General features: G+C 37.9%; 23 protein-coding genes and 4 tRNA genes. 12 read left to right on the top strand and 15 right to left on the bottom strand.

Annotation, left to right across the window (positions count from 1 at the left end; genetic code table 11):
* The first annotated feature begins 106 nt into the window (after window positions 1-106).
* Window positions 107-1075: an NAD(P)H-quinone oxidoreductase gene (locus DBO93_RS11220; protein WP_239058973.1), complete on the top strand. Its 969-nt coding sequence runs from the start codon at window positions 107-109 to the stop codon at window positions 1073-1075.
* Between the two features lie 2 nt (window positions 1076-1077).
* On the opposite strand, the gene DBO93_RS11215 is transcribed toward DBO93_RS11220, so the two are convergent.
* From DBO93_RS11215 to moaC, 5 genes are all read right to left on the bottom strand, one after another.
* A complete protein-coding gene (locus DBO93_RS11215; protein ID WP_108456419.1) occupies window positions 1078-2004 on the bottom strand; it encodes a tetratricopeptide repeat protein in 927 nt (308 codons plus the stop codon).
* A gap of 405 nt (window positions 2005-2409) precedes the next feature.
* Window positions 2410-2616 carry a DUF1653 domain-containing protein gene (locus tag DBO93_RS11210; RefSeq protein WP_081152807.1) on the bottom strand — a complete coding sequence of 69 codons (207 nt, stop codon included), beginning with the start codon at window positions 2614-2616 and terminating at the stop codon, window positions 2410-2412.
* 16 nt (window positions 2617-2632) lie between these two features.
* The gene (gene moaE, locus DBO93_RS11205) at window positions 2633-3103 is read right to left on the bottom strand and encodes a molybdopterin synthase catalytic subunit MoaE (RefSeq protein ID WP_108456418.1); all 471 of its coding nucleotides are present in this window, start codon (window positions 3101-3103) and stop codon (window positions 2633-2635) included.
* A gap of 1 nt (window position 3104) precedes the next feature.
* The gene (gene moaD, locus DBO93_RS11200) at window positions 3105-3353 is read right to left on the bottom strand and encodes a molybdopterin synthase sulfur carrier subunit (RefSeq protein ID WP_108456417.1); all 249 of its coding nucleotides are present in this window, start codon (window positions 3351-3353) and stop codon (window positions 3105-3107) included.
* 10 nt (window positions 3354-3363) lie between these two features.
* Window positions 3364-3858: a cyclic pyranopterin monophosphate synthase MoaC gene (gene moaC / locus DBO93_RS11195; protein WP_259366291.1), complete on the bottom strand. Its 495-nt coding sequence runs from the start codon at window positions 3856-3858 to the stop codon at window positions 3364-3366.
* A 593-nt stretch (window positions 3859-4451) separates the two neighbouring features.
* On the opposite strand from moaC, the gene DBO93_RS11185 reads away from it, so the two are divergent.
* The 5 genes from DBO93_RS11185 to DBO93_RS11160 all read left to right on the top strand — a co-directional run bounded on the left by DBO93_RS11185 (window position 4452) and on the right by DBO93_RS11160 (window position 10844).
* Window positions 4452-5831 carry an ATP-binding cassette domain-containing protein gene (locus DBO93_RS11185; protein ID WP_108456415.1) on the top strand — a complete coding sequence of 460 codons (1380 nt, stop codon included), beginning with the start codon at window positions 4452-4454 and terminating at the stop codon, window positions 5829-5831.
* 114 nt (window positions 5832-5945) lie between these two features.
* On the top strand, window positions 5946-6566 hold the full coding sequence (locus DBO93_RS11180) for a serine hydrolase (protein WP_108456414.1): 621 nt from the start codon (window positions 5946-5948) through the stop codon (window positions 6564-6566).
* Between the two features lie 369 nt (window positions 6567-6935).
* Entirely contained in the window at window positions 6936-8294 is a 1359-nt protein-coding gene (locus tag DBO93_RS11170; RefSeq protein WP_108456412.1) for a serine hydrolase, read from the top strand.
* Window positions 8295-8845: 551 nt separating this feature from the next.
* Window positions 8846-10117 carry a serine hydrolase gene (locus DBO93_RS11165; protein WP_108456411.1) on the top strand — a complete coding sequence of 424 codons (1272 nt, stop codon included), beginning with the start codon at window positions 8846-8848 and terminating at the stop codon, window positions 10115-10117.
* 271 nt (window positions 10118-10388) lie between these two features.
* On the top strand, window positions 10389-10844 hold the full coding sequence (locus tag DBO93_RS11160) for a nuclear transport factor 2 family protein (RefSeq protein ID WP_108456410.1): 456 nt from the start codon (window positions 10389-10391) through the stop codon (window positions 10842-10844).
* Window positions 10845-10893: 49 nt separating this feature from the next.
* Here DBO93_RS11160 and DBO93_RS18980 read toward each other — a convergent pair whose 3' ends face one another.
* The 6 genes from DBO93_RS18980 to DBO93_RS11135 all read right to left on the bottom strand — a co-directional run bounded on the left by DBO93_RS18980 (window position 10894) and on the right by DBO93_RS11135 (window position 12778).
* Window positions 10894-11094: a hypothetical protein gene (locus DBO93_RS18980; protein ID WP_239058972.1), complete on the bottom strand. Its 201-nt coding sequence runs from the start codon at window positions 11092-11094 to the stop codon at window positions 10894-10896.
* A 3-nt stretch (window positions 11095-11097) separates the two neighbouring features.
* On the bottom strand, window positions 11098-11355 hold the full coding sequence (locus tag DBO93_RS18975; protein ID WP_239058971.1) for a hypothetical protein: 258 nt from the start codon (window positions 11353-11355) through the stop codon (window positions 11098-11100).
* A gap of 913 nt (window positions 11356-12268) precedes the next feature.
* Window positions 12269-12345, bottom strand: a tRNA-Met gene (locus tag DBO93_RS11150).
* Window positions 12346-12401: 56 nt separating this feature from the next.
* Window positions 12402-12478 (bottom strand) — tRNA-Met (locus DBO93_RS11145).
* A gap of 56 nt (window positions 12479-12534) precedes the next feature.
* Window positions 12535-12611: transfer RNA gene (locus tag DBO93_RS11140), tRNA-Met, on the bottom strand.
* 90 nt (window positions 12612-12701) lie between these two features.
* A tRNA-Met gene (locus DBO93_RS11135) sits at window positions 12702-12778 on the bottom strand.
* Between the two features lie 324 nt (window positions 12779-13102).
* Here DBO93_RS11135 and rlmKL point away from each other — a divergent pair.
* From rlmKL to DBO93_RS11115, 4 genes are read left to right on the top strand one after another with little or no spacing between them, the layout of a single operon-like run.
* Window positions 13103-15232 carry a bifunctional 23S rRNA (guanine(2069)-N(7))-methyltransferase RlmK/23S rRNA (guanine(2445)-N(2))-methyltransferase RlmL gene (rlmKL, locus tag DBO93_RS11130; protein ID WP_108456409.1) on the top strand — a complete coding sequence of 710 codons (2130 nt, stop codon included), beginning with the start codon at window positions 13103-13105 and terminating at the stop codon, window positions 15230-15232.
* A 1-nt stretch (window position 15233) separates the two neighbouring features.
* Window positions 15234-15464: a glutaredoxin family protein gene (locus tag DBO93_RS11125; RefSeq protein ID WP_108456408.1), complete on the top strand. Its 231-nt coding sequence runs from the start codon at window positions 15234-15236 to the stop codon at window positions 15462-15464.
* Between the two features lie 3 nt (window positions 15465-15467).
* Entirely contained in the window at window positions 15468-17378 is a 1911-nt protein-coding gene (locus DBO93_RS11120; protein WP_108456407.1) for an ATP-binding cassette domain-containing protein, read from the top strand.
* Window positions 17379-17403: 25 nt separating this feature from the next.
* Window positions 17404-19176 (top strand): DUF3466 family protein, encoded by a 1773-nt coding sequence (locus tag DBO93_RS11115; RefSeq protein ID WP_162533776.1) that lies wholly within the window; start codon window positions 17404-17406, stop codon window positions 19174-19176.
* Between the two features lie 142 nt (window positions 19177-19318).
* Here DBO93_RS11115 and ilvN read toward each other — a convergent pair whose 3' ends face one another.
* A complete protein-coding gene (gene ilvN / locus DBO93_RS11110; RefSeq protein WP_108456405.1) occupies window positions 19319-19822 on the bottom strand; it encodes an acetolactate synthase small subunit in 504 nt (167 codons plus the stop codon).
* On the bottom strand, window positions 19822-21546 hold the full coding sequence (locus DBO93_RS11105; RefSeq protein WP_108456404.1) for an acetolactate synthase 3 large subunit: 1725 nt from the start codon (window positions 21544-21546) through the stop codon (window positions 19822-19824). The genes ilvN and DBO93_RS11105 overlap by 1 nt, the downstream gene beginning before the upstream one ends.
* A 568-nt stretch (window positions 21547-22114) precedes the next feature.
* Between DBO93_RS11105 and DBO93_RS11100 the strand changes: the two genes are divergently transcribed.
* Entirely contained in the window at window positions 22115-22672 is a 558-nt protein-coding gene (locus tag DBO93_RS11100; RefSeq protein WP_108456403.1) for a DUF4136 domain-containing protein, read from the top strand.
* Between the two features lie 113 nt (window positions 22673-22785).
* Here the strand turns inward: DBO93_RS11100 and DBO93_RS11095 are convergent, their stop codons facing one another.
* Window positions 22786-23271, bottom strand: a complete 486-nt coding sequence (locus tag DBO93_RS11095; RefSeq protein WP_108456402.1) for a VOC family protein — start codon at window positions 23269-23271, stop codon at window positions 22786-22788.
* A 178-nt stretch (window positions 23272-23449) separates the two neighbouring features.
* On the opposite strand from DBO93_RS11095, the gene DBO93_RS11090 reads away from it, so the two are divergent.
* Window positions 23450-23803, top strand: a complete 354-nt coding sequence (locus DBO93_RS11090) for a DUF3718 domain-containing protein (RefSeq protein WP_108456401.1) — start codon at window positions 23450-23452, stop codon at window positions 23801-23803.
* 37 nt (window positions 23804-23840) lie between these two features.
* Here DBO93_RS11090 and DBO93_RS11085 read toward each other — a convergent pair whose 3' ends face one another.
* Window positions 23841-24884 (bottom strand): energy transducer TonB, encoded by a 1044-nt coding sequence (locus DBO93_RS11085; protein WP_108456400.1) that lies wholly within the window; start codon window positions 24882-24884, stop codon window positions 23841-23843.
* Window positions 24885-24915 lie beyond the last annotated feature (31 nt).

Below are 24915 nucleotides of genomic sequence, written 5' to 3'. Positions count from 1 at the left end.
GTGTGGTTAAATAAAAAATACGTTAGCGCTGATATTGCAATTCAATTAAGGCAAACTATCAGGTCATTCAATCATTCATTCAATCAATTAATTAATGGGAAAGATATTGCGTTATATAGCATTTAATGAACATCAAGAACTCAGTTTTAAAGAAACTGAAAAGCCCACCATAAATACTGATGAATGTTTGATTAAAGTCAGAGCTGTAGGTGTTAATCGCGCGGATATTTTACAAAAACAAGGCAATTATCCACCACCACCAGGCGAGTCAACTATATTGGGTATTGAAGCCTGTGGCGAACTCGTTGCTATGGGTGATCAACACAGCGATTGGCAAATTGGTGACAAGGTTTTCGCTATTGTTCCCGGTGGGGCATATGCACAATACGTTAAAGTTAAAACGGCTCACTTAATAAAGCTTCCTGAAAATTTAACTTATGCACAAGGGGCTGCAATAGCTGAAGTTTTTTTAACGGCTTATCAGTGTTTATTTACAATTGCTGAGTTAAAACCTAATGCGAAGGTGCTGATTCATGCAGGTGCGAGCGGTGTTGGTACAGCTGCTATACAATTAGCCAAATATTTAAATTGCCATGTAACGGTAACCGTGGGTAGTGATGAAAAAATAGTTGCCTGTAAGGCGTTAGGCGCTAATGAAACGATAAACTATCATCAAGTAGACTTTGTTGAATGGGCAAAACAGCATAAACAAAGTTTTGATGTAGTTTTAGATGTTGTGGCAGGCGAATATGTTAATAAAAATATTAACGTATGCGCACTAGATGGGCATATTGTTATGCTTTCTATGCTAGGTGGACGGTTTGCCAATAACATTGATATAGCTAAAATGTTATTGAAACGAGTCAATTTGCACGCGACGACTTTGCGCAGCAGAAGTGATGAATATAAAACCAAACTCATTAACGCCTTTATTCAAGATTTTTATCAGTGTTTTGAATTAGCTTCAATCAGTCCGGTTATATACAAACAATATAGCTGGCAAGAAGTAGACGTTGCTCACCACGTTATGTTGAATAATGAAAATATTGGCAAAATAGTATTAACGATAGATTAAAGTTATTCATTGGGTTTATTGATGATAACTTTGGTATCTAACTTTCTTACTTTTACATCAACACCCGCTGATACTAAGTTTTCAAAAAAGTCATATATCTGGCAACTGCTAACTTGTTTGCAGATAATTTCATATTTTAGAATTGCGGGTTTATGGCTTTGTAACGAGGCTTGGTTTAGCCAATACAGTGCCTTGTTAAGATCTTTTTCAACATATTGCCCGTTAATATACATTTCTGCTAAGTTTACCTGTCCCGCAGCAAAGTCGTAATTTGCTGATTTAGTAAATAATTCAAATGCTTGTTGCAGGTTAGTTTCACTGAATCGTTCGTTAAGAAAAGCTTCACCTATTAAATTATCTCTGCGCCCTTGTATGTATATACTGCTACGTATTTTTCTTTGTTCTGGACTAATCCGTTGGCCGAAAAGCTTATCGCGCACTGGGCGCATGGCTTGATAAATTGCACCATCATCGAGTTTTTGTAGGATTTGTTGGTGTTTATAATCATAGCGTTTAACTTCGAAATATTTTTTATAGGTTAATTGACCATAGTAAAGGCTATTAATCACCGCGTGGTGGTTTGGATAGTAAAAACGGCCATACGTTAAGGTAATAATATCACCGGTTATATCAACTACCTTGGCAAGTCGGTACTTTTCATTCGGTCTGAGATCATGACTTAAAAGGCGAAAATCTAAAAAATAAATATCATTAACTTTTGGCGAGGAGATTATTTCAAACGTTTGTTGTTTTTCTTGATTGTTTTTATAAATGGTATGGTAGCTGTAATAGGCTAAACAAAGTAATAAGGGGATTATAAATGATTTTCTTAACAATATTATCTGTTGTAATGATTGCAAAAAAGTGGACAGTTTGAGTATTTTTATTGGCTGAAAATCGTTACCTTTGTTCGCACTTACTTTAACCATTGTATGTCCTTATAAATGTTGATTAGCCTAGTGCTACTTTATGGGCAAAGCATCAATTTAACTTGAAGTTGTACTTTTTGTTGGTGGAATAAATAATACTAACATCTTCGTAATCTATAATGAATGTTGAAAAATAATACTATTTTATTAGCTTAAATTTTCTTCATAAATATAGAGTAAGGGCTATTTTTAATTATCTTCATTGGCTTGACGATGCAACTGAATGGAGAATGATCTCTCGCCTTTACCATTGACTATTATCTGCATAATTTTATTACTAATTAGTGGATACTCAAGCTTGTTTGGAAAGTCATGTAATTAGTTTGCAAAGATAAATAATTTATCTTTGCATTCGATTAATTTAAAGGCAATGATGGCTAGCACCTGCCTTTTGGCCATAGTTATTTACCCGACATATTCAAAACGTTTGATTGTCTTACCTTCTCTTTCAATGGTCTCGTCAAACATGGACAGTGGTCTAACCCAAATCGCACGTTCGCCATATTCAGGTTGATATACCACCATAGTTTCTTCGGTTTCACTGTGTGTTGCTAGGTGAAGCACTTGGTAAAAGTTACCTTTAAAATGTTGATAACGTCCGATTTTTAGCATGAATATCTCAATATGTTTAGTTGGCTTGGTCGTTGGTAAGTTTTTTTGACCATTGTTGAGAAACCTCATTGTCGCTAGCTTTGGCTTCTAGCCATTTGCTACCTTGTGAGGTGAGTTCTTTTTTCCAAAATGGTGCTTTGGTTTTTAGAAAGTCGATAAGAAATTCGCAAGCAGCAAATGCCGCCTTACGATGTTGGCTAGTTACACCAATAAAAACAATTTGTTCACCAAGCTTTAAATCGCCAACGCGATGAATAATGATGATTTTATTAAGCGGCCAATGCTCGCGAGCTTCAGTTTCTAGGTTCTGTAACACTTTTTCTGTCATGCCTGGGTAGTGCTCTAAAGATAAGCCTTGAACACCAAGCCCTTCGTTAAAGTCTCTGACTTTTCCGACAAAAGTGACTATGGCACCGTCTTGGTTGTCAGTGGCGAGTTTTTGATACTCATCAGCAACCACAAAATCATTTTGTTGTACGTAAATCATATTAGCCGCCAGTCACCGGAGGGAAAAAAGCAACTTCATCACCTTTATTAATTTTGTGTGACCAGTCAGTGATCTGCTGATTAACAGCAACAAGTAAACTATCTGCAGCCATAACCTTAGCCCATAAATCATCCGTTTTAGCGAGTTGCTGACGAATATCTTCTGTGGTCATGTTTTCGCTTGCGGGTACTTGCATGCTATCGGTTGACAATTGTTCGCGAAGGCGAGCAAAAAATAATACCTTTATCATCATCGCTCCTTTATTTAGTCACTTCATTGTGAAAATAGCTGCCAGACTTTCCACCTTGCTTTTCACATAAGTGAATATTGGTAATTATCATATCTTTTTGTACGGCTTTGCACATGTCGTAAATGGTCAGGGCTGCAGTTGAAGCTGCCGTTAATGCTTCCATTTCTACGCCAGTTTTACCTGATAATTTACATAGCGCAGTAATTTTAACGCGATTATGTTGAGGCTCGGCTACTATATCAACTTCAATTTTGGTTAACATCAAAGGGTGGCACAGTGGGATGAGTTCACTGGTTTTTTTTGCCGCCATAATACCGGCAATTCTTGCCGTAGCAAAAACATCACCTTTGTGGTGTTTACCTTCAACAATCATTGCTAGCGTCTGCGCTGACATTTCAATGTAAGCTTGAGCGATAGCCGTGCGTTCCGTGACTTTTTTTTCAGTAACGTCAACCATATGGGCATCGCCGTCGGCATTAATATGAGTAAATTCGTTGCTTTTCAAAAAATAATCTCTTTTATTGTTAGCTATATAATAGCTTTTCTAAAAATACATCCTTTATATTATACCAATTTGACTAATTAAGTGACCTACTTTTTTATGAGGAAAAATGAATAAATACAAGGTGTAAAATCTATAAATAGTTATTCTACTTATAAATTTTACAATACCGGCGTTTATTATTTTACCCTTTAAAAATGAGCAGATACTTAATCCATTTCGTTTTGCCTTATCTCAGCGCTCTACCTACCACCGCTAACGATACTCGGATTGGTCAACCTATTGCTTGTGTTGATAAGTTTATTTTTGTAGATTTGGACTATCCAGAAAATGTTGCAGAGTCAGGTATAGAAGTACCTTATGAGCCTGTTTTACTGAAAAACATTACCAAATGCATATTATTCAAAGTTCAGGCTATAAATAAAAATCCTTTGTGCCTAGTTGTTCAAAGGGTTTTTTATTGGTAGTGCGCTTAAAATAACTATACATTCTATTGTAATATAAATGTAATCAGTTCTTTAAGTGTGTATATCTATTTCCCATGCTTTTTACTCCTGAACAATAAACATCATCAGCATTATTTATAAGGGTACACCATGTTAAAGATCGTCGACTTTGAGCACAACAAGTTAAGTATTCATGACTGGGAGATTATTGATAATCAAAGTTGGTGTATTTTAGGAAGAAATGGCTCAGGTAAACAATATTTAGATCAAGTTCTAACAAGAGAGCTAGTTGCGGAGTCAGCACAAACGTGTATTTTACCTGACAAAGATAAAGTCGCTTTGATTTCTTTTGAAAGCCAGCAAGCTGTTTATGAACATGAATTAAAAATGGACGCGACTGATTTTATAGACTCTAACGACATTGGTACCATAGCGAGAGACTTTTTACCTAAAGATAAATGGTCTGATCCGTTGATTGTTGAATTTGGTTTAACGCACCGACTTGATAGTGGTTATCGACAGTTAAGTACTGGCGAAGGTCGAAAACTACTTATTTTGAAAGCAATCTTTGAAGGTGTTGAGTTTTTAGTATGTGATAACCCTTTCGATAGCCTTGATAAAGACTCTTGCTTAACATTATCTAAATCATTAGAACAACTTAGTGCTAAAGGTATTACTGTTTTATTGATGTTAAGCAATAGACAAGATATTCCTAAGTGGTGTCAACAAGTTGCTTCAATTGAAAATGGCCGATTTCATAAAATAGGACAGTTAAATGATGCTGAAACTAAAAAGCAGCTAGATAAAATTTTTTCATCGCCTCATGATAATAAAGAATGGCCTATTTCACCTTACAAAATGGTCGAATATAAGCATCAATATTTAGTAAAACTTAATAACGGTAAAGTGCAATATAGTGGTTACGTTATATTCGATAACATGAATGTTAGTATTAAACCCTTACAACACACTTTAATTACGGGTGCTAATGGCAGTGGTAAATCTACGTTAATGCAGTTAATCACCGGTGACTGTACGCAGTGTTATAGTAACGATATTGAAGTGTTGGGCTTTAAAAGAGGTTCAGGAGAAAGTATTTGGCAAATAAAAGAACAAATGGGTATTGTTAGCTCAGAAATGCATCGGCAATATAGAGTAAATGGAAGCTTACTTACTGTAGTGTTGTCAGGTTTTCATGATTCTATCGGGTTATATAAACAACCAGAAAAACATCAAATAGAACTCGCACGCCAATGGTTAAACCAAGTTGGATTATTGGATGTTCAAGACATTCCATTCCAACAATTAAGCTATGGCGAGCAGCGATTGGGCTTAATTGCTAGAGCATTAGTTAAGTCACCCTATTTATTAATATTAGATGAGCCAACACAAGGTTTAGATGAAATAAATCGCCATAGAGTGCTTGATTTTTTAATGGAGTTGTCGGCACAACAGCACAGTACTATTTTATTAGTTAGCCACCGAGAAGATGAATACTTACCCATGTTTAAACAACATATTAAACTTTAATTACATGAGTTAACTGTCTAAACCTGGACCCTGGTAGTGCGCGACCCGACAGGGCCTTATAACTACTTCAATTCATGGTGGCATCCTTATCTTCAGTACGGAAAACTACACACGATGCAATCTGTTACCAAGAGCGTTGTTTCAACGGTTATAGGTATTGCTGTCGGACGAGGTGATTTCCCTGATCTTGATACACCAGTTCTTAAGTACTTTGAGTCGGGCTCAGTGGATAACGTTGATGACAAAAAGCGTCAAATGACCATACGGCACCTACTCATTATGACAACAGGCTTAGAATGGAATGAAGATTATCCATACAGCGACCCCAGAAACACAGCCGCAAACATGCAGGGGGTTCCAGACTGGGTTAAATTCACTATGGATAGGCCTATGTCGAAAGAACCTGGGAAGCCTTTTCAGTACAACAGTGGTGCTACCCTGATTTTGGGTCATCTATTTAGTAAAGCAACGGGTATGGATATCGAGGAATATACTGTTAGATATTTGTTCAACCCCTTAGGAATCGACAACTTTTATTGGAAGCGCACACCGTTTGGTCTCGCCGAGACCCAAGAGGGCCTCTATGTTTCGAGTCGTGACATTGCTAAGATTGCCTACCTGTATTTGAAGCAAGGGATGTGGGAAGACAAAAGCATTGTTCCTAGAACGTGGGTCAATGTGTCGATAACACCATTTGTCTTTATAACAGATAATCGTAGTGTCGAGTATGGCTAAAGTTGGTGGCTCTTGAACTACGAATATAAGAGACAAGTAAGTAGGGCGTTCGCAGGCATCGGCTTTGGTGGTCAGTACCCCATAGTTATCCCTGAGCTGGATTTGGTTATCGTGTTTACCGGCTGGAATATCCTTGCTGAAGGCCCTAGAATGAGTTCACAGGAAGCGATCAAACGTATCTTAGCAGCTGTTATCGAGCCATGAACCCAAAATGAGTGGCAGGAAAGTCTAACCTATGGAGTAATTACATGGATTTAGTTCATATCAACCTAGTCCGGCTATTGAGTCTGATGCTCTATAACTTCTCAACAAATTTGACTCAGATGTCACATCGTTTTATGGTCAAATAAAATATAAGGCTTACCTTCAATGTCGAGTGAAATTACACCGCTGCTAAGAAAGCGAAAAAAGATAGTCAGCTCAAATGCTTTCTACCAACAAATGGTTATATTGTTGTGCTGTGTATTTATCATTTCACCAACCAGCGCCAATGTTAAAAAAGAAAATAGCATTAATCACAAGCTTGATGTGATAGTTGACCTTCCATTTGAAACTGCCTTTGAGCGCAAGGATATTAACCTCCTCAATTGGCAGCATTGGCCTCATAGCCGTTATGCGAGTCATCATCCGCGAGAATTTGTCACGATGGCGACCATTCACTCTGACCCTGAAGCCCCAGCGCTTAAAGAAATTAAACAAGACCCTTTTAACCTCATGACGCTGAAGGTTAGTGTTGGTAGGGAAAAAGAGTTTGGGTTACTAGAGCTTCTAAAGTCAATACAAATGAAAGGCTTTGCTGTAATGCATGATGGCAAATTAGTTTTTGAAACTTACGACCAAGGAATGCAAAAGCACGATATTCAAGTTTTACAATCTTCCTCAAAAACCTTCACTGGTATGTTGATACACAAACTGGTAAAAGATGGCCTATTAGATTTAGAAGCTAATGTGAACGAATATTTACCTAATTTAGGTGCCGGTGTTTTCATAGGTTCTACCTTGCAAAATCTGCTTGATATGGAGGTAGGGTACCCTGATTTTGGCAGTTGGCACAAAGCCGGAGATTATGGTTATATGAGTGAAATTCATATGGGGCTAAAGCCGAAAGTGTTAGGTGTTGAACACCGCTCTATTTTGTCATTTATTCAACAGTTTCAAAAGCCTACTTTCGCTCCTGGCACCCAATTTTTATATAATGATATGAATACACAGGTGTTGGCTTTGGTTGCTGAGCAGGTTACAGGTAAGCGATATGCTCAGTTGATAGCGGAAACCTTCTGGCAGCCCCTGCAAGCTCGCTATGATGGCGCTATTGCAATTGATGATGACGGCAATTCAGGCGCTAGTTGGGGTATGGCATCAACACTAAGAGATGCCGCTAGGTTTGGGCAAATGATGCTAGAGAGAGGTAGTTATCAAGGCAGAAGAATAATCCCAGAAAGTTATTTTCAATCAACACTTAGCGAACCTATTACTGCACCACGACCAACCTATGAGTTGCTTGGGCAAGTAGAGGATTACAGAAATCACGTCTGGATGCTACGAGACGACAACTTGATATACACTTCGGGTTCATTCGGCCAGTATATTTTTGCTGATTACAACAACCAAACCGTAATCGTCTTCATGGCAAACTGGTCAAACAATGGTCATTTAGAAAACAATGAAAATTACCTGCGAATTGTTCGTGCTATTGGCGAACGTATCAGTCAAAAAGATATTAACTAATCGTATGCCAAGATTATCCAAGCCGTTAAACTGAATAGTTCCTGTTAGAGAGCATTTACAAACATTTATAGCGACACTTGAATCTTAGTACCTCTAAGCGGAATTTAGTGTACTTAACCTCAATGCCCACTGACTAAACCTTAGCCGCCTCTCAAAATACTGTGCTGAAATATTCGCTTCTATTTAAAGTAAATATTAACGAGATCAAAACGTCGCTTAAGACAATTTTCTTGTCAGTCAATAACGCAAAATTCAACAAAAGCTAACATCAGCTAACAGGCAGTTTTACGCTTTAACCAAAATTAGCCAACAGCCCCATTAGGCGACCCATCTCCGTTGACTAATTTTGTTTTAATCAACATTCTCAGGTCAAAATCAGACGTTTCATCGGCTCTGGCCCCTCAAGTTTTTTAAAGCGAAACACAATTTCACTCGATATAGACCTATACTACAAGCTAGTTAATAAGCAAAAAACTCGAAGATAACACAACTTGTTGCTCAGAGCAGGGTTGTCAATTATTATTAATACTCTTAAAAAAAGGGAGTGCAAAATGACGACATGCCTTTCGAAAAGCGCGTCTAAAACAATGCGTTTGTTGACCGTTGGTGGCTTGGCGGTTTTGATGTTGGCTTGCGCAGTCCCTCAAAACGACGAGGCAGTCCCTGCTAGCCATTCCGATTACGTTTCAGATATTTCATGGCCGCAAGAAGAATGGGAATACTCAACCCTTGCAGTGGAAGGATTCGATCCCGAGCCCATTAATCAGTTTATCGAGGATCTGGTTGCGGAAGAGTACGGCCGCGTTGATTATTTTCTACTCATACGACACGGCCGCATCGTCGCCGAAAAAAAGATCGAGCGGGACTATGCCTTGCTGGCGGCGAACCTTGCCCCAGACGAGCTATTAACGCCAAACTTTAAAAATCCAATCTACAATTACGACGATGCTAATCTGCATCCTTATTATCAGGGTACCGATCTGCATACTGTCCAGTCAGTTACGAAGAGCATTAATTCCGCTGCATTCGGTATCGCGATCGATGAGGGATTTATCGAAGGAACCGATGTCTTGGCATTGTCCTTCTTTGAAGACTACGTATTCGATAGATCTGACCCGCGCAAAGAGCGAATTACGATTCATGATCTTCTGACCATGCGAACCGGTATCGCGTGGAATGACATCAATGGTTTCGGATCTGAAACCGACAGTACTTACGCGCTTGAAAACTCTGAGACATGGATCCAGTTCATTCTTGACCAACCTATGTATGAAGAGCCTGGCAAAGTATTCAAATACAATGACGGCGTGAGCGTTCTCCTTGGCAAAATTCTGCACGAAGCGACCGGTCAACGCGTCGATGCTTGGGCGAAGGAAAAGCTATTTGGCCCAATTGGTATTGATGAGTTTCATTGGAAAATTACGCCCGATGGTGAAGCCGATACTGAAGGTGGGCTCTACCTTACAGGGCATGACATGGCGCGGATTGGTTACCTTTACTTGCGAAATGGGCTTTGGGACGGCAAGCAAGTCATATCCGAAGACTGGGTGCGCCGTTCTGTAACACCTTATATTGCTGACGCCTCAAGCGAGATAAGCGACGACTTCACTGAATACGGCTATCAATGGTCGATACCTAAGCCGAAGAACGGAGGTGCATTTGTTTTCGGAGGATATGGACTTGGGGGACAGCGGATCATGGTGTTCCCTGAGTACGATGTCGTCGCTGTGTTTCAGGGTTGGGACCCTGTCTCCGAGTATTGGAAAGCCAACAACGCCTTCCAAACGACCGTATTGCCATTGTCTCTCAAAAAACCGGAATAAGGCTGGTTTTCATGCTCCGCAATCGTTTGGTAGCACTACTCGATATTTCATAGCATCAGCTGTGGGATGATTTTGAAACACGACCATTTAGCAGCTCTTATTCTTGCTGCGCTTAGAGAAAGCTAGCAACTCGTTAATCCTAACGTCCGCTTCAAGCTCAAAGGAGGCATTGGTATTTTAGTTCAAACATTAAGCTATGTCACATTGCATTACTTGTAGCCTTGTACTAATGTTTTAATGTTTTAATAAACTGACTATAAAAGGCCTTATTATGAAAAAGTTTCCTTATTACTGCCTAGTTGCACTGATGAGTGTTTCATCATTTGCTTGGACCAGTGATTTAAGTTCAGCAATCAAAGCAAAAAATGATAAATACATAGAGTTGTTCAATGAAGGAAAGGCTGAGCAATTGTCCCAAATGTTTACAGAAGATGCATTATATTTAAATGATGGTTTTTCAATAATTCAGGGGCGTAAAGAAATAGCCAAACAGCTCAAAATGGAAATGTCGGCAGGGCCAGCAACCATAACTTTAAAAACTGTTGAACTAAAGCGTGATAATAGAACTGCAACAGAGGTCGGAGTTTGGGAAGTCACCATAAAAGGTGAAAAATCTAATGAAAAAATATTAGGTAATTACTTAGTCGTTTGGCAAAAACAATCTAATGGCCAATGGCTGATTTATCGTGACGTGATTAACTATTCAGAAAAACATCAAACCCTATAGAGCAACATAGTGCTATGACAGCTATGACTCCTGCAATGTAAAAGGCGAATTAATAAATTCCAACATCAAGTCCGGCAGCCATTGTCATACCTAGTTCTTCACATTGGTCAAGAAACGTTGACTGCCAGCCACCACGGCACACTAATGGTGGTCGAATCCAATTCCAATGCAAACCTGTACAGATCGATTCGACTGCCCGACAAGTACCAGTTCCATCATTCCCAGCACGAACATATAAAGCACAAGGCAATCCCTACTTTACTTCCAGACAAGGGTAATAGCAGCGATCAAAAAAATCTTTCAAAGCTCCACTCATATAACCGAGATTTTCAGTCGTCCCCAAAATTATCGCATCACATACTAATACATCCTCAGGTGTAGTTTCTAAAGGCGGTATCCAGCTTGTTTTAACCTGTTCAATATCAGAATGCTGTGCACCTTTCAAGATCGCTTCAACCATTAATTGCGTATTTTCTGAAGGAGCATGCGCTACAATTAAAAGTTTTTTCATTGGTCAACTCACTTTGACTTAAAACACCCCTTTGGAAATAAAGGTTCATCGAAGCTTAGTCCGTTTATAGTGACATAGTCAATTTAGCCACAAAGTTAGCATTAACAGTTTGATGACGAATGACCGCTGTGGTGGCAAACCCGACTCTTTATTGTGATAAATATGTGTCTAAATTAGGTCGGCATTTGGCAGTAGTGATCGTTCTTAGTAATAATCGTTACGACCGCAAAGTCGGAAGAGTTGTGGCTAGTGAAAAAAGCCAATATTAGCTAAGCTCAGAATGAACTTAATTTATTAGCGGCAAACCGAATGCAACTGAGTGGTCACAGTTAATGTTGTTGGGTGCCCGTTTTAGATGATAATACCTGGCATTTTGATGTAATAGGGTGGCATAACTCATGTAATTAACCAGTTAAGGTAAAATATTGACCCGTTTTCGTATTATTTTATTCGAGGTTATTCCAAGTGTTTAATTATAGTGAAGGTCTAAACTTAGATAAAAGTTATATATTTTAAAATGAGAATAATTGCCATGTTATTGAGTTTGTCACGATGTAGACGCAAGAGGGGGTTTGTACTAAGTTAATTAATCAGATTGGTATTAGTTTTGATTAAGTATTTAAGAGAAGTTTGAAGTTTAAACTATCAATTATTCTTATTTATAATAAGGTTAGATTTTTTGAACTATTGAGGTTGTTTTGATTATTTGAATTATGTTTTTTATTAAAAAGCTAATGTATTAATTAAAATAATTAAATCAGAGAATTGGTTGTGAGAGTAGGATTTGAACTTGCTATCTTTGGCTAGTTATAAAGAGTAGACCGACGAATTGAACTTTTAGACTGCTGAATCACGCATGGGAATAGTCTAATAAGCTAGACAAGCCAATTTATTTTAATTCAAACTTCAGAATTGGTTGCGGGAGCAGGATTTGAACCTACGACCTTCGGGTTATGAGCCCGACGAGCTACCAGACTGCTCCATCCCGCGTCCGAATGGCCTAAGTTAATAGGCAAGCCAAGTTGTTTTAATTCAAACTTAAGAATTGGTTGCGGGAGCAGGATTTGAACCTACGACCTTCGGGTTATGAGCCCGACGAGCTACCAGACTGCTCCATCCCGCGTCCGAATGGTCTAATAAATTAGACAAGTCAAGTTGTTTTAATTCAAACTTAAGAATTGGTTGCGGGAGCAGGATTTGAACCTACGACCTTCGGGTTATGAGCCCGACGAGCTACCAGACTGCTCCATCCCGCGTCCGAATGGTCTAATAAATTAGACAAGCCAAGTTGTTTTAATTCAAACTTAAGAATTAATATTTATTTACATTCTAATATTATAAAGAATTGGTTGCGGGAGCAGGATTTGAACCTACGACCTTCGGGTTATGAGCCCGACGAGCTACCAGACTGCTCCATCCCGCGTCCGATTGGCCTGTTTTAATTCTAGCTTGAAGAATGCTGCTAGGTGGCAATTACTTGCTACCTGAAAGCGAGGCGTATAATAAGGATACATCAGCTGATTTGCAACCTGTTTTAAGTTTATTTTAGGTATTAATTTGATTTATTTTATAGTTGCTGTTTTTTTACTCTTGAATGACTCGTAATTCAGACAATTAGCTGAAAATTGACTAAATTTGAAATAAAACAGCATAACTTCAGAGATAGTTGGCGCTAATTTGTAAAATGCCTATAAGTAGAACGTGTCTTTGTTTATAATCGCGGCATAAATTAGATTGGAAAACCTATATGCAGCAATTTTTAGCATTAACCTCTCCAGGTATAGAAATATTACTGGCGCAAGAACTTAAAGATTTGAAAGCCGAACAAGTTGTTCAAAAGCCTGAAGGCGTTTATTTTACCTCAACTATCGAGCATGCCTACCATATTTGTCTGCGCTCTCGCTTATCAACTCGCATACTCTTAAAGTTGGGCGAAGGTGATGCAGTTAATAAAGACGAACTTTATGCTGTAGCGAAGTCGATTAACTGGTCGGAACTATTTTCTGTTGATAGTACCTTCGCGATTGACTTTGTTGGTACTAGTGATGAAATTCGAAACAGTCAGTTTGGTGCTTTAACAGTTAAAGATGCTGTTGTTGACCATTTTCGTGATTTAAACCAGGAACGTCCGTCAGTAGATAAATCTACTCCACAGATAAGTTTTCAAGCGCGCTTATTAAAGCAAAAAGTAGTTATTTATTTAGACTTCTCTGGTCGTAGCTTATTTAAACGTGGTTACCGTGAGCATTCTGGTGCTGCACCATTAAAAGAGCATTTAGCGGCTGCCATCATCACGCGTTCTGGTTGGTTAGATGATACAACTAAACCTTTAGTTGATCCTATGTGTGGTTCGGGCACGATAGTTATCGAAGCGGTACTAATGGCTGCCGGTTATGCGCCAGGTATTGATAGAGCACAATGGGGTTTTGATTTTTGGTTGGGACATCAAGCTGATGCTTGGAAAGCTGCCAAGTCTGCCGCCATTGAGCAATCTCATGTTGGTTTAACACAACTTAAAGCTAAAGTGTTCGGTGTTGACCTTGATAGCCGAGTATTAAAAACTGCACAGCAAAATGCTAAAAATGCCGGCGTACAAAGGTTTATCGAGTTTTCTTGTAAAAATGCCAATGACATGAAAAACGCTTTTGGTCCAAAGGGTACTATTTTATTTAACCCGCCATACGGTGAACGAATAGGTGAATTACCTGAGTTAGTGGAAAGTTTTGCCTTATTAGGACAAACGTTTAAAGCACAATTTGTTAATTGGCGTATCGCTGTTTTAACCGCTAATGTTGAATTGTTAGCCATGATGAAAATGGTAACTTTAAAACGCTATAAGTTTAAAAATGGTCCATTAGATTGCCAATTTGCGCTTTATAATTTAGATGACAAGCAAGTATCGAGCAGTAATGTTAATGCTGAGTTTGAACAAAAAGATTCAGATTTTGGTAATCGTTTATTAAAAAATAAAAAGAATTTAAAAAGCTGGCTCAAACAAGAAAACATTGAATGTTACCGCTTATATGATGCTGACATTCCTGAATATAATGTCGCTGTTGATGTATATGGCGATCACCTAGTTATACATGAATACACAGCCCCAGCGATTATTGATCCTGAGAAAGTCGCGAAAAGATTACAAGAAGTCGTTTATTTTGCCCCCAAAGTGCTTGGTGTTCCTACTGACAAAGTCATTATTAAAACGCGCGCAAAGCAAAAAGGTAAAGAACAATACCAACGTGTTGAGCAAACCAAAAAGTCGATGGTAGTGCATGAATACGGCGCTAAGTTAAAAGTGAACCTCTGGGATTATTTAGATACCGGGCTTTTCTTAGATCACCGTAAAACGCGTCAAATTGTTGCTAAAAAATCTACCGGTAAATCGTTGTTAAATTTATTTGCCTATACGGGTTCGGTTTCTTTGCAAGCGGCATTACATGGTGCCGATACTGTAACAACGGTTGATATGTCTAATACTTATTTAAGTTGGGCGCAAGATAACTTCGTATTGAATAACCTAAGTGGTCATAAATATGATTTTATCCAAGCAGATTGTTTGCAGTGGTTGAAGAAGAATGAGCAAAAATTTGACGTGGTATTTATTGACCCACCTACGTTCTCTAATTCAAAGCGAATGGGGGAAAGTTTTGACGTTCAGCGTGATCATATTAGTTTAATCACCGATGGTGTTGCTTCGTTAGCTGATGGTGGAGAGTTAATTTTCACCAATAATAAACGCAACTTTAAAATGGATTTTGATGCTATAGCGGCATTAGGATTAAAGGTTCAAGAATTAAGTGATAAAACCCGCGATAAAGATTTTCAGCGTAATAAACAGATTCACAATAGTTGGTTGATCACCCGCAAGGCTAGTTGATATGTCGGTAAAATTTAAACTTTATGGCAGCGAAGGCTGTCATTTATGTGAAGACGCTTTAGCATTATGTATGACCGTTATGCCAGCAGCAGAACTTGATGTGGTAGATATTATCGACGATGAAAAGTTACTTGAGCTTTATCGTATCAGTATTCCTGTTTTAGAGCGTGTATCAGATCAAGAAAAATTATTTTGGCCATTCGAACAGAAACAAATTTTGGAGTTAGTGTAGTTTATGGAATTAATTCGTATTTCCCAAGGTGAATTAGCCTTTGGTGAAGACAAGGTCCTTGATAAAACGGACTTAAGTATACAAACAGGCGAACGAATTTGTTTAGTCGGTAGAAACGGGGCTGGAAAATCTACATTAATGAAAGTATTAATGGGTTTTCAAGTTTTAGATGATGGCCAGATACTTAAATCTAACACTATGCAAGTAGCTATGTTGGAACAAGATCCACCAGAGTCATCAGATATCAGTGTGTTTGATTTTATAGCTCAAGGCGTGAAAGAAAATGCCGATTTAATTAAACGTTATCATGCGATTATTCATGACGTTACTGAAGACCCATCAGAAAAAAATCTCACTAAAATGGCGACCATTCAAGAACAACTTGAAGTGGCAAACGCTTGGCAGGACGAGCAGCGCATCGAACAAGTGATGACAACGTTAGCTTTAAATCCTGATGATAAAATTTGCGATCTTTCAGGTGGTTGGTTACGAAAGTTAGCATTAGCGAAAGCATTGGTAACGGCTCCTGATATATTACTTTTAGATGAGCCTACTAACCATTTAGATATTAAAAGTGTTTTATGGCTAGAAACATTCTTAAAAGACTTTGCAGGTACCATACTGTTTATTAGTCATGATAGGGCTTTCATCAGGGGCGTATCGACACGTATTATTGATCTTGACCGAGGTATTTTGAAAAGTTACCCAGGTAATTATGATTTATATATCGAGCAAAAAGCCCATGACTTGCAGGTAGAGTCACAGCAAAATTCGTTATTTGATAAAAAGCTTGCTGAAGAAGAAGTTTGGATCAGACAAGGTGTAAAAGCCCGACGCACACGTAACGAAGGTCGAGTAAGAGCACTTGAGAAATTGCGTGGTGAACGTCAAGCTCGTCGTGAAGTTCGTAATCAAAGTACGATGAACATTACGCAAGGTGATCGTTCAGGTAAATTAGTCTTTGAAGCGGAAGATATAAGTATCGCTTTTGATGACAAAGTTATTATTAAAAACTTAGATTTACTTATTACACGTAACGATCGCATTGCTTTTATAGGTGCCAACGGAACAGGTAAATCGACCTTAATAAAAATGATCATGGGCAATCTTGAAGCCACAAGTGGAAAAATGCGCTCAGGGGTTAATCTAGAAGTTGCTTATTTTGACCAACATCGCGATGCCTTAGATCTTAAGCAAACTGTACAAGAGATTGTTGGCGAAGGTAAACAAGAAGTTATAGTGAATGGTAAGCCACGACATGTATTAGGTTATCTACAAGACTTTTTATTCAGTCCTAAACGTGCCCGTACGCCAGTAAGAGCATTATCAGGTGGTGAGAAAAACCGCTTGTTGCTCGCTCGTTTATTTCTGCGCCCAAGTAACTTATTGATTCTAGATGAGCCAACCAATGATTTGGACATAGAAACATTAGAGTTATTAGAAGAAGTCGTTGCAAATTATGCAGGAACGGTTATTTTAGTCAGTCATGATCGTGACTTTGTTAATAACTGTGTAAGTAGTTGTTTATACTTTGATGGAACGGGTCATATCTCACAAATTGTTGGCGGTTATGATGATGTTGATAGTTATCTTGAACATAAAGATAAACAGCGTCAAGCCATGGCAAAGCCGATTATTAAAGCTAAAGAAAATGAAAATGCAGGTAAAACTGAACACAAAGTTGCAATGCCAGCCAAGAAAAAGCATTCTTTCAAAGAAAAAAAAGAGTTAGAAGAATTACCAGGGCAAATCGATAAGCTTGAAAATTTGATTGCAGAGTTACAAGAAAAAGTGAATCAAGCTGATTTTTTTAGTCAAAGCCCAGAGCAAAGTAATAAAATATTGAACCAGTTAGCCATTAGTGAGTCCAAACTCGAAGTTGCCTACGCTAGATGGCAAGAATTAGATGATTAATAACGATAGTGAGTTTAGTAGTTACATGAACAAATTTTTAAAATCAATTGTAGCATTAGGTATAACTAGTGCATTAGGATTATCCGCCGTTAATGCAGCAACATACCAAGTTATTGATAAAGGTGATGTTTCTTCATTAAAATATACTTATTCACAAGAAGAAAATAATAACGGTGAAGCTGCTATTTCAGGCACCGATATATATAATTTTCCTGTACAGTTTCAATATCTTGACGAAGATGATTATAACTTCATCGTTCTCTTAGCTGAGAACAGCCATGAAGGTGTTCATGACTTAGAAAATATTGAAGATGAAACCGCGCTTCGGGCAGGTAACCCAACAGCAAACGATCTTTCTTGGGTCATTAATTTTTTACAATCAAGAGCTGGTAATAGCCTGTATCAACAAGTTGGCGATATTTATGCCATGACTAACTTCAATGGTGATACAGAGCTTTTTAATGTTTTTGATGAAAAGTTAGTTGGCACTGATATTTATACCCGCTCAACTAAAGAATATATTAGTGGTATAACTAATGAAGGTTGGGTTTACGGTAATGCGTCAGCACCTTATTTACCGGTAGATTTTACTAATAGTAATGATGAGCAATTAACCTATTGGTTACGTGAATTTACTACGCGTGGTTTTTTCTCTTCGGATGGTGGTGCGAGTATTATTGAAATTATTCCGCCGAGTGAAACCGATTTACCCGAAGAGCAGCGTTTTGGCGGAGAGTCAGCCATATTAGATATCAGCGATTCTCATTTTGCCGTTGGTTATGCTAGTACAAGTATTGATCAAAATGCTATTGATTTTTTTGCTGATGAAACCGGCGGTTGTGCTGATCCTGATGTACTTGATGATTTGCCTTTTAAAGCTTGTGTTCAACAAGTTGTTGAAGAAATTTATAATACAGAAGCAATCAAATGGACCATTGATGAGCAAGGTATCATTACATCAGAAATTTTAGGGCAATTAGTTACTCCGCATGTTGATGACATTCGCGAGTATGTTAATTACGCTCAAGCAATTAATAACCAAGGTGTTGCTGTTGGCTATGCACATGGTTGGGTTGACGAAAATGAAACCAACCCAAGCGCAAGTGAAGCTAGAAGTTTATATGCTGTTGTTTATAAAAATGGTCTAGTTAGCGACTTTACTGAAGATCATGGTAAATATTTTGATTCGCGTGCTTATGATATAAATGACGCGGGTATCGCGGTAGGTCATGTTGCTACCTATGTAAATGGTAACTTACGTACTAAGTTCTATCATGTTGATACTAACGCAGAATCGATGGAAATGATTTTACCAACAGATTTCTTTACTGGTAGTTCGAGTACAGCTCGCTCGATTAATGAAAGCGGTAAAATTGTAGGTGAAGGTGAAGTTGAAACACATAACGACAATACCAGTACGCCAAGAAGAACGCATGCTTTTATTTATGACACTATCAGCAAAACTTTTACTGATTTAAATGACTTTTTAACTTGTGAAACTGATTACACTATTATCGAAGCACGTGCTATTAATGATGATGATGAAATTTCAGCTACCGCATTAATTCGAGTTCCTCGCCATGATTCAAAGGGCGTATTAATGCTTGATGACAAAGGCGAACAGTTATTTGAAGATGTGGTTCGCGCGGTTACTTTACAGCCAATAGCGGGTGAAGTTGAAAACTGTAGTGCTGTTGAAGAAAAAGTTGAACGACGAGGTGCAGGTTTTGGTTTAAGTAGTATTTTCTTGCTAGCACTTGTAGGTTTACGTCGCAGATTTACTTTTAAATTGAGTTAAACTGTTTTTATTCGACTGTCGAATATTGATAAAAATAAAGCCAGCTTTTAGCTGGCTTTATTGTATTTTCAGGCGGGTGGATCGAAGGATAAACTTTAGGCTAGGTACTTATTCGCGAAGCCTATTCGTTAATCCTATAAAGTTACTGCTTTATTCTAAGCGCCTTCTCACCGCGAGCAATACCCACACAGCCTGACCTTACTGACTCTATAATTTCTGTTTCATTCGCCAGCGTGCAAATAAAGGCATTAATTTTATCGGCATTACCCGTTAATTGAATAGTATAGACTTGTTTACCAATATCAATAATGGAGCCCCTAAAAATATCCGTTATACGCATAACTTCACTGCGAGACTTTTCGTTCATCGCCAATACTTTAATCAACAGTAATTCACGCTCTACGTGGCTACGTTCTGTTAAGTCGGTAATTTTAATAACATCAATAAGTTTATTAACTTGCTTTACTATTTGCTCAAGTATCTTGTCATTCCCTTTAGTCACAATAGTAATGCGAGATAGAGTATCGTCTTCGGTTGGTGCAACCGTTAAGCTCTCAATATTAAATGCTCTTTGAGAAAATAACCCAACAATGCGAGAAAGTGAGCCTGCCTCGTTCTCTAGTAATACGGCTAAAATTCTTCGCATTATGCTTTTACTCCTTTTTTAATCCACATTTCATCAATGGCGCCGGTACGAATTTGCATCGGGTATACATGCTCGTTTTCATCGACTAATACATCAACAAAAACTAATCGGTTTTTAATGGAAAAAGCTTCCTTAATCTTTTCATCTAATTCATCAAGATTATTAATTTGCATGCCGACATGGCCATAGGATTCTGCCAATTTAACAAAATCAGGTAAAGATTCCATGTATGAAGAAGAGTGTCGGCCACCATAAACCATATCTTGCCATTGACGTACCATGCCTAAAGAACGATTGTTTAGTGAGATAATAACCACGGGTAAGTTATATTGCAGACAAGTAGATAGCTCTTGTATATTCATTTGAATAGAGCCGTCGCCAGTAATACAGATAACATGGCTTTCAGGAAAAGCTAATTTCACCCCCATTGCAGCAGGTAAACCAAAACCCATAGTGCCCAAGCCGCCAGAGTTTATCCATTGGCGAGGCTTAGCAAAAGGATAGTATTGCGCGGCAAACATTTGATGCTGGCCAACATCAGAGCAAACATAAGCTTCGCCTTGTGTGGCTTTGTACATAGACTCAATAACACGTTGGGGTTTTATTTTATCGCCAGATTGATCATAACTTACACTTTTAACTGCGCGCCATTGCTCAATTTGTTGCCACCATAATTGGTTTTCTTCTTGGTTAACACTAAACTGTTGTTCTTCAAGTTCAACAAGTAACTGCTCAATAACAATATCGACTAAACCAACAACCGGAATATGTGCGTTTATGGTTTTTGAAATTGATGTGGGGTCAATATCAACATGAACAATAGTGGCATCAGGACAGAATTTCTTAACATTGTTCGTTACGCGGTCATCAAATCTTGCACCTAAAGCGAGAATAACATCAGCATTAGCCATAGCTTTATTCGCTTCTAGACTGCCGTGCATACCTAACATTCCGATAAAATTGTCATGTAAACCAGATACGCCGCCTAAACCCATTAAGGTATTGGTTACTGGTGCATTTAATTTTTCAACCAAGGTTGTTAGTAACTCGGCAGCGTTAGCGATGATTATGCCGCCACCAGAGTATACAACGAGCCTTTTTGCTTTTTTAATTGCCTGCACTGCTTTTTTAATTTGGCGATGATGACCTTTTATTGTTGGGTTGTATGAACGCATGCTAACGTCGGCATTAAATACAAACTCTGCAGTAAACTGCGGCATTAAAATATCTTTAGGTAGTTCAATAACCACAGGACCTGGGCGTCCAGTACTGGCGATATAAAAAGCTTTAGCTATGGTATTTGGAATATCAACAACACTTCGGCAATTAAAGCTATGCTTTACGATTGGCCGTGAACAACCGACAATATCGGTTTCCTGAAACGCATCGTCACCAATTAGGCCGGTAGGCACTTGGCCAGATAACACCACCATAGGAATAGAGTCCATATACGCTGTGGCTATGCCTGTAATACAGTTTGTAGCACCAGGCCCTGATGTTGCCAATACCACACCAACTTCACCTGTTGCTCGGGCAAAACCATCTGCCATATGAGTTGCCGCTTGCTCATGACGAACAAGAATATGCTCTACGTCATCTTGTCTAAAAAGCGCATCATAAATATCTAGTACGGTGCCGCCTGGATAACCGAATAGATACTTTACCTTCAATGCTGATAAGGCTTTTACTACCAGCTCAGCACCTGAGAATAGCTCTTTTGTCATATGTAATCCCTTTCTTAATTAAGTCAATGAGTATAAATAGCGATAAAAAAACCCCCGTTCTTTTCAGAGCGAGGGTTAATTGTTGTTATTTTTTTACTTTATTTTTACACACAATATCGTCCACGCTTGGGATTTAAGACCAAGACGAGAATGAGGAGAGAAAAAAGTGTGTTAGCTAAGTTCATATATAAATATTGTGTAAAAGTAATACCTACAGTTTTAAGGGGTTTACCTATTACTGTCAATGGTAAATTGGAAAATATATATAAGTTTTTAAACTTTATTATAGCCAAATGAAAAATAGGGAGTACAAAAGCTAAATATTTGTGTGTCATAAAGTAGAGGTTAGTCCGGTCATTTAGTTAGCGAGGAAAGATTTGGGGAAAGGTTTAAAGTATTAATAAGTTAAATACTGCGTTTAAATTAATAACTCACCTCTGTTATTAATCTTGAATGGTAATTAATAAAAAAATCAATCAAATGGCGTTAAATTTTTAAACAGTTTACCTTGGTATTTATGATAACCTGTAGGGTAAGTTAAACAAATCGAAGTTGTAAGGAAGGATTTATGCTAAAAAATAAACTAATCATGATGTTAGCACTTGTAGCAATCGCTGGGTGTACATCAACTCAACAGGCTAGAGTTGACTTTGATCGCAATAGTGAAATAACGACATCACATTATAAAACATTCGCTTGGCTAAATGAGACAAAGGTTTTAGCTGAATCTATTGATGCTAACCCTGTTATGAAAGTTAGAATTGATAACGCGATTGAACAAGCTTTTATTGCTAAGGGTTATGCATTAGTCAGTGATGCTGAAGCTGCTGATTTTACTATTTCATACACCATGGGAAGCAGAGATAAAGTAAAAGTTGATACCTTACCTCTGATGTATAGAACCAATTTTTTATGGGGACATCGTTACTACGGTGGTATAGGTCTTAGTTCAGATACACGTGTGCGAAACTATACCGAAGGGAAATTGGCGATAGATGTGTATGACGTTAAAAGCCATCAGCCGGTATGGCATGGTTGGGCGATAAAACGCATTAAAACATCAGAGCAAGATAATCCGAGCAAAGCCATTAAAATGGTTGTTGAGCAGGTTGTTGCTCAGTTCTAATTAACACTATGCTAATGCTTCATTAAAAAAGCGCAGATCCTCTGCGCTTTTTTTGGTCAAAATTATAGCTAAAAATACACAACCAAATCACCGAGGTTGTTAAGTTGTGCTTTTTATTTTTTGGGAGAGTAAGCGAACTCAATTCGATTACCACTAGGTTCACGAATTATCATATGAACCGTTGGACCTTTACCATTAAGTTCAGGTGAAAACTCAATGACGATATTGGGTAACAATTTAAAGCGTTGATGTAACTCCTCAAGTATTTTTTCGCTAGTTACCGTTAAGGCAAGGTGGTGTAAACCGACATTGTTCTTTCTATCAAATTCTATAACGTCATGTTTATTTTTGGTCTGCCATAAGGTGACAAAAACTTGCCCATCAGTTACAAATACCGATGGGTATTCTGGATAACCACCTGCAACTTTCCAACCTAAAGTATTCACAAAAAAATCTTTTGAGGCTGATAAGTCCTTAACCGTTAAACCCAAGTGGTTCAAACCTGATGTCATTACTTTAGCGTCATTACCTTTAGCATTTACGCCAGAGGATACTATTGAGAGGAGTACGATGGATATTAAAAAAAAGCGTATTAGCATGTTTTATCTCGTTAAGTTATATTTATGTTTTATATGACTATTGACCGGAAATTTAACCTTAGTTATTCATTTTAATTAATTAACGGGTAATTTTTATTTTAGATAAGATACCCATACATTTTTATCAAAGCACGCTAAACTTATTAAAAGTTAAGCTTTACAGATTGTAGGAACACTTATGAAGTTATTATGTAATATTTTTATGCTGTTAATCGTCATTGCTATTAGCCTGTTTGTTCCGAAAAGTTATAGTTTTAATGTTGCACAAAATATTTGTGAATATATTGCAGTTGATGACAAAGGGCGGTTAAGAAAACTGTTGAAGTCAAATCGATTAAAATTACGCGCAGTGTTTAAAGATGTGAGTTGTGACAATAGCAATATTCTAATCTTTGCCGCGAAAAATAATGCCAATGAAATAGGGCAACTGCTGATCAAAAAGTTACCGAAAGCTGTAATAGAAGTTGAGTTAGAAAATTTAGCTACTCAATCAGCATCTTTAGCTGAAATTGCAAAAGCACGAATTAACTAAATTCATTTAAAATTCAGCTGTTTATCATCGAATTAACCTAAGCCTTAAACGGGTGTTCTACAAGGTTGAACGTAGCGTTATTGTCACCAAAAACATAGACGTAGCATTGTTGCCAAGTGTCAGGGATTTTCCAAGTGTTATTGTTTTCAATGGAATAAAGGTGACGTTTATTTGCACATCGTATATCCATTTTAGTGAGTTTTCCGGTAATGTTTGTCAAGGTAAATTCATTTCGAACTAAGGCATAATGCCAGTACTCATCTTGACGAATATCAGCACTGATCACTAAATTTTTATCTGAACGAATAAACTCATCAATACGCTCAAGCAGTACTTTATAATCAGCTAAATAAGGTTCATCAGCGGCTAGTTTTTCCAAACGTTCAAATGTGTAATATGCAGATTTTAAGTGGTTTAGTTTTATTTGCAGCAGTAATTTTTGTTTAAGGGTAGATATGAGTTGCTGATTATTGCCTGCTTCAATAGGGAATGCTGTTTTGTTCAAGTGCGAAAGTTCGAGAGCAGGATCACCAATTTCATTTGCGTATTGTGCACTCAATAACTGTAAAAAGTTATTTTCAGATAAGTGCATTTTTTTTATTTTGTTAAATCGCCCCAATAACTCTTTGGCTTGAGCATAATCTTTGGCTGTTATAGCCGCTTGTGTTTTACTGTACAAGTGTCTAAAACGCCTAGTAACCCCTGATTCTCCCGCTTGTTTATGCATTCTAAAGTTAAGCATTACACTATTTGCACACTGTTGTATTGGCTCACCATTTTCTAATACAGGATCGTATTGCCATTGCATTACGGCCTTTTTAGCTGCAAGGGTAATGTCGTCACTACCGGAAGTTTCTTTAGTGATAACATTAGAAACGCTACCGTCTTTTTCAATAATAAAACTAAAAGTCGCCCAACCCTCTCGGCCATTCTTTGCTGCATTGACAGGATATTTGGGTTCAACTCTAACTTTAGGTATTGGTGCTGCTGTAGTGCTTAAGTGCTGAGATATTTCGATTGCTTGGCTACTATTGCAAAGTAATAGTATAGGTAAAAACGTAAAGGTAATTGAATTTTTCATTTAAACATCCTTGTTTTTATTTAAGATAATA

Origin of the sequence: Colwellia sp. Arc7-D, assembly GCF_003061515.1 — a bacterium.
Taxonomy (GTDB): Bacteria; Pseudomonadota; Gammaproteobacteria; order Enterobacterales; family Alteromonadaceae; genus Cognaticolwellia.
The sequence above is the reverse complement of the archived record's forward strand: the minus strand, read 5'-3'. Positions and strand labels throughout refer to the sequence as shown.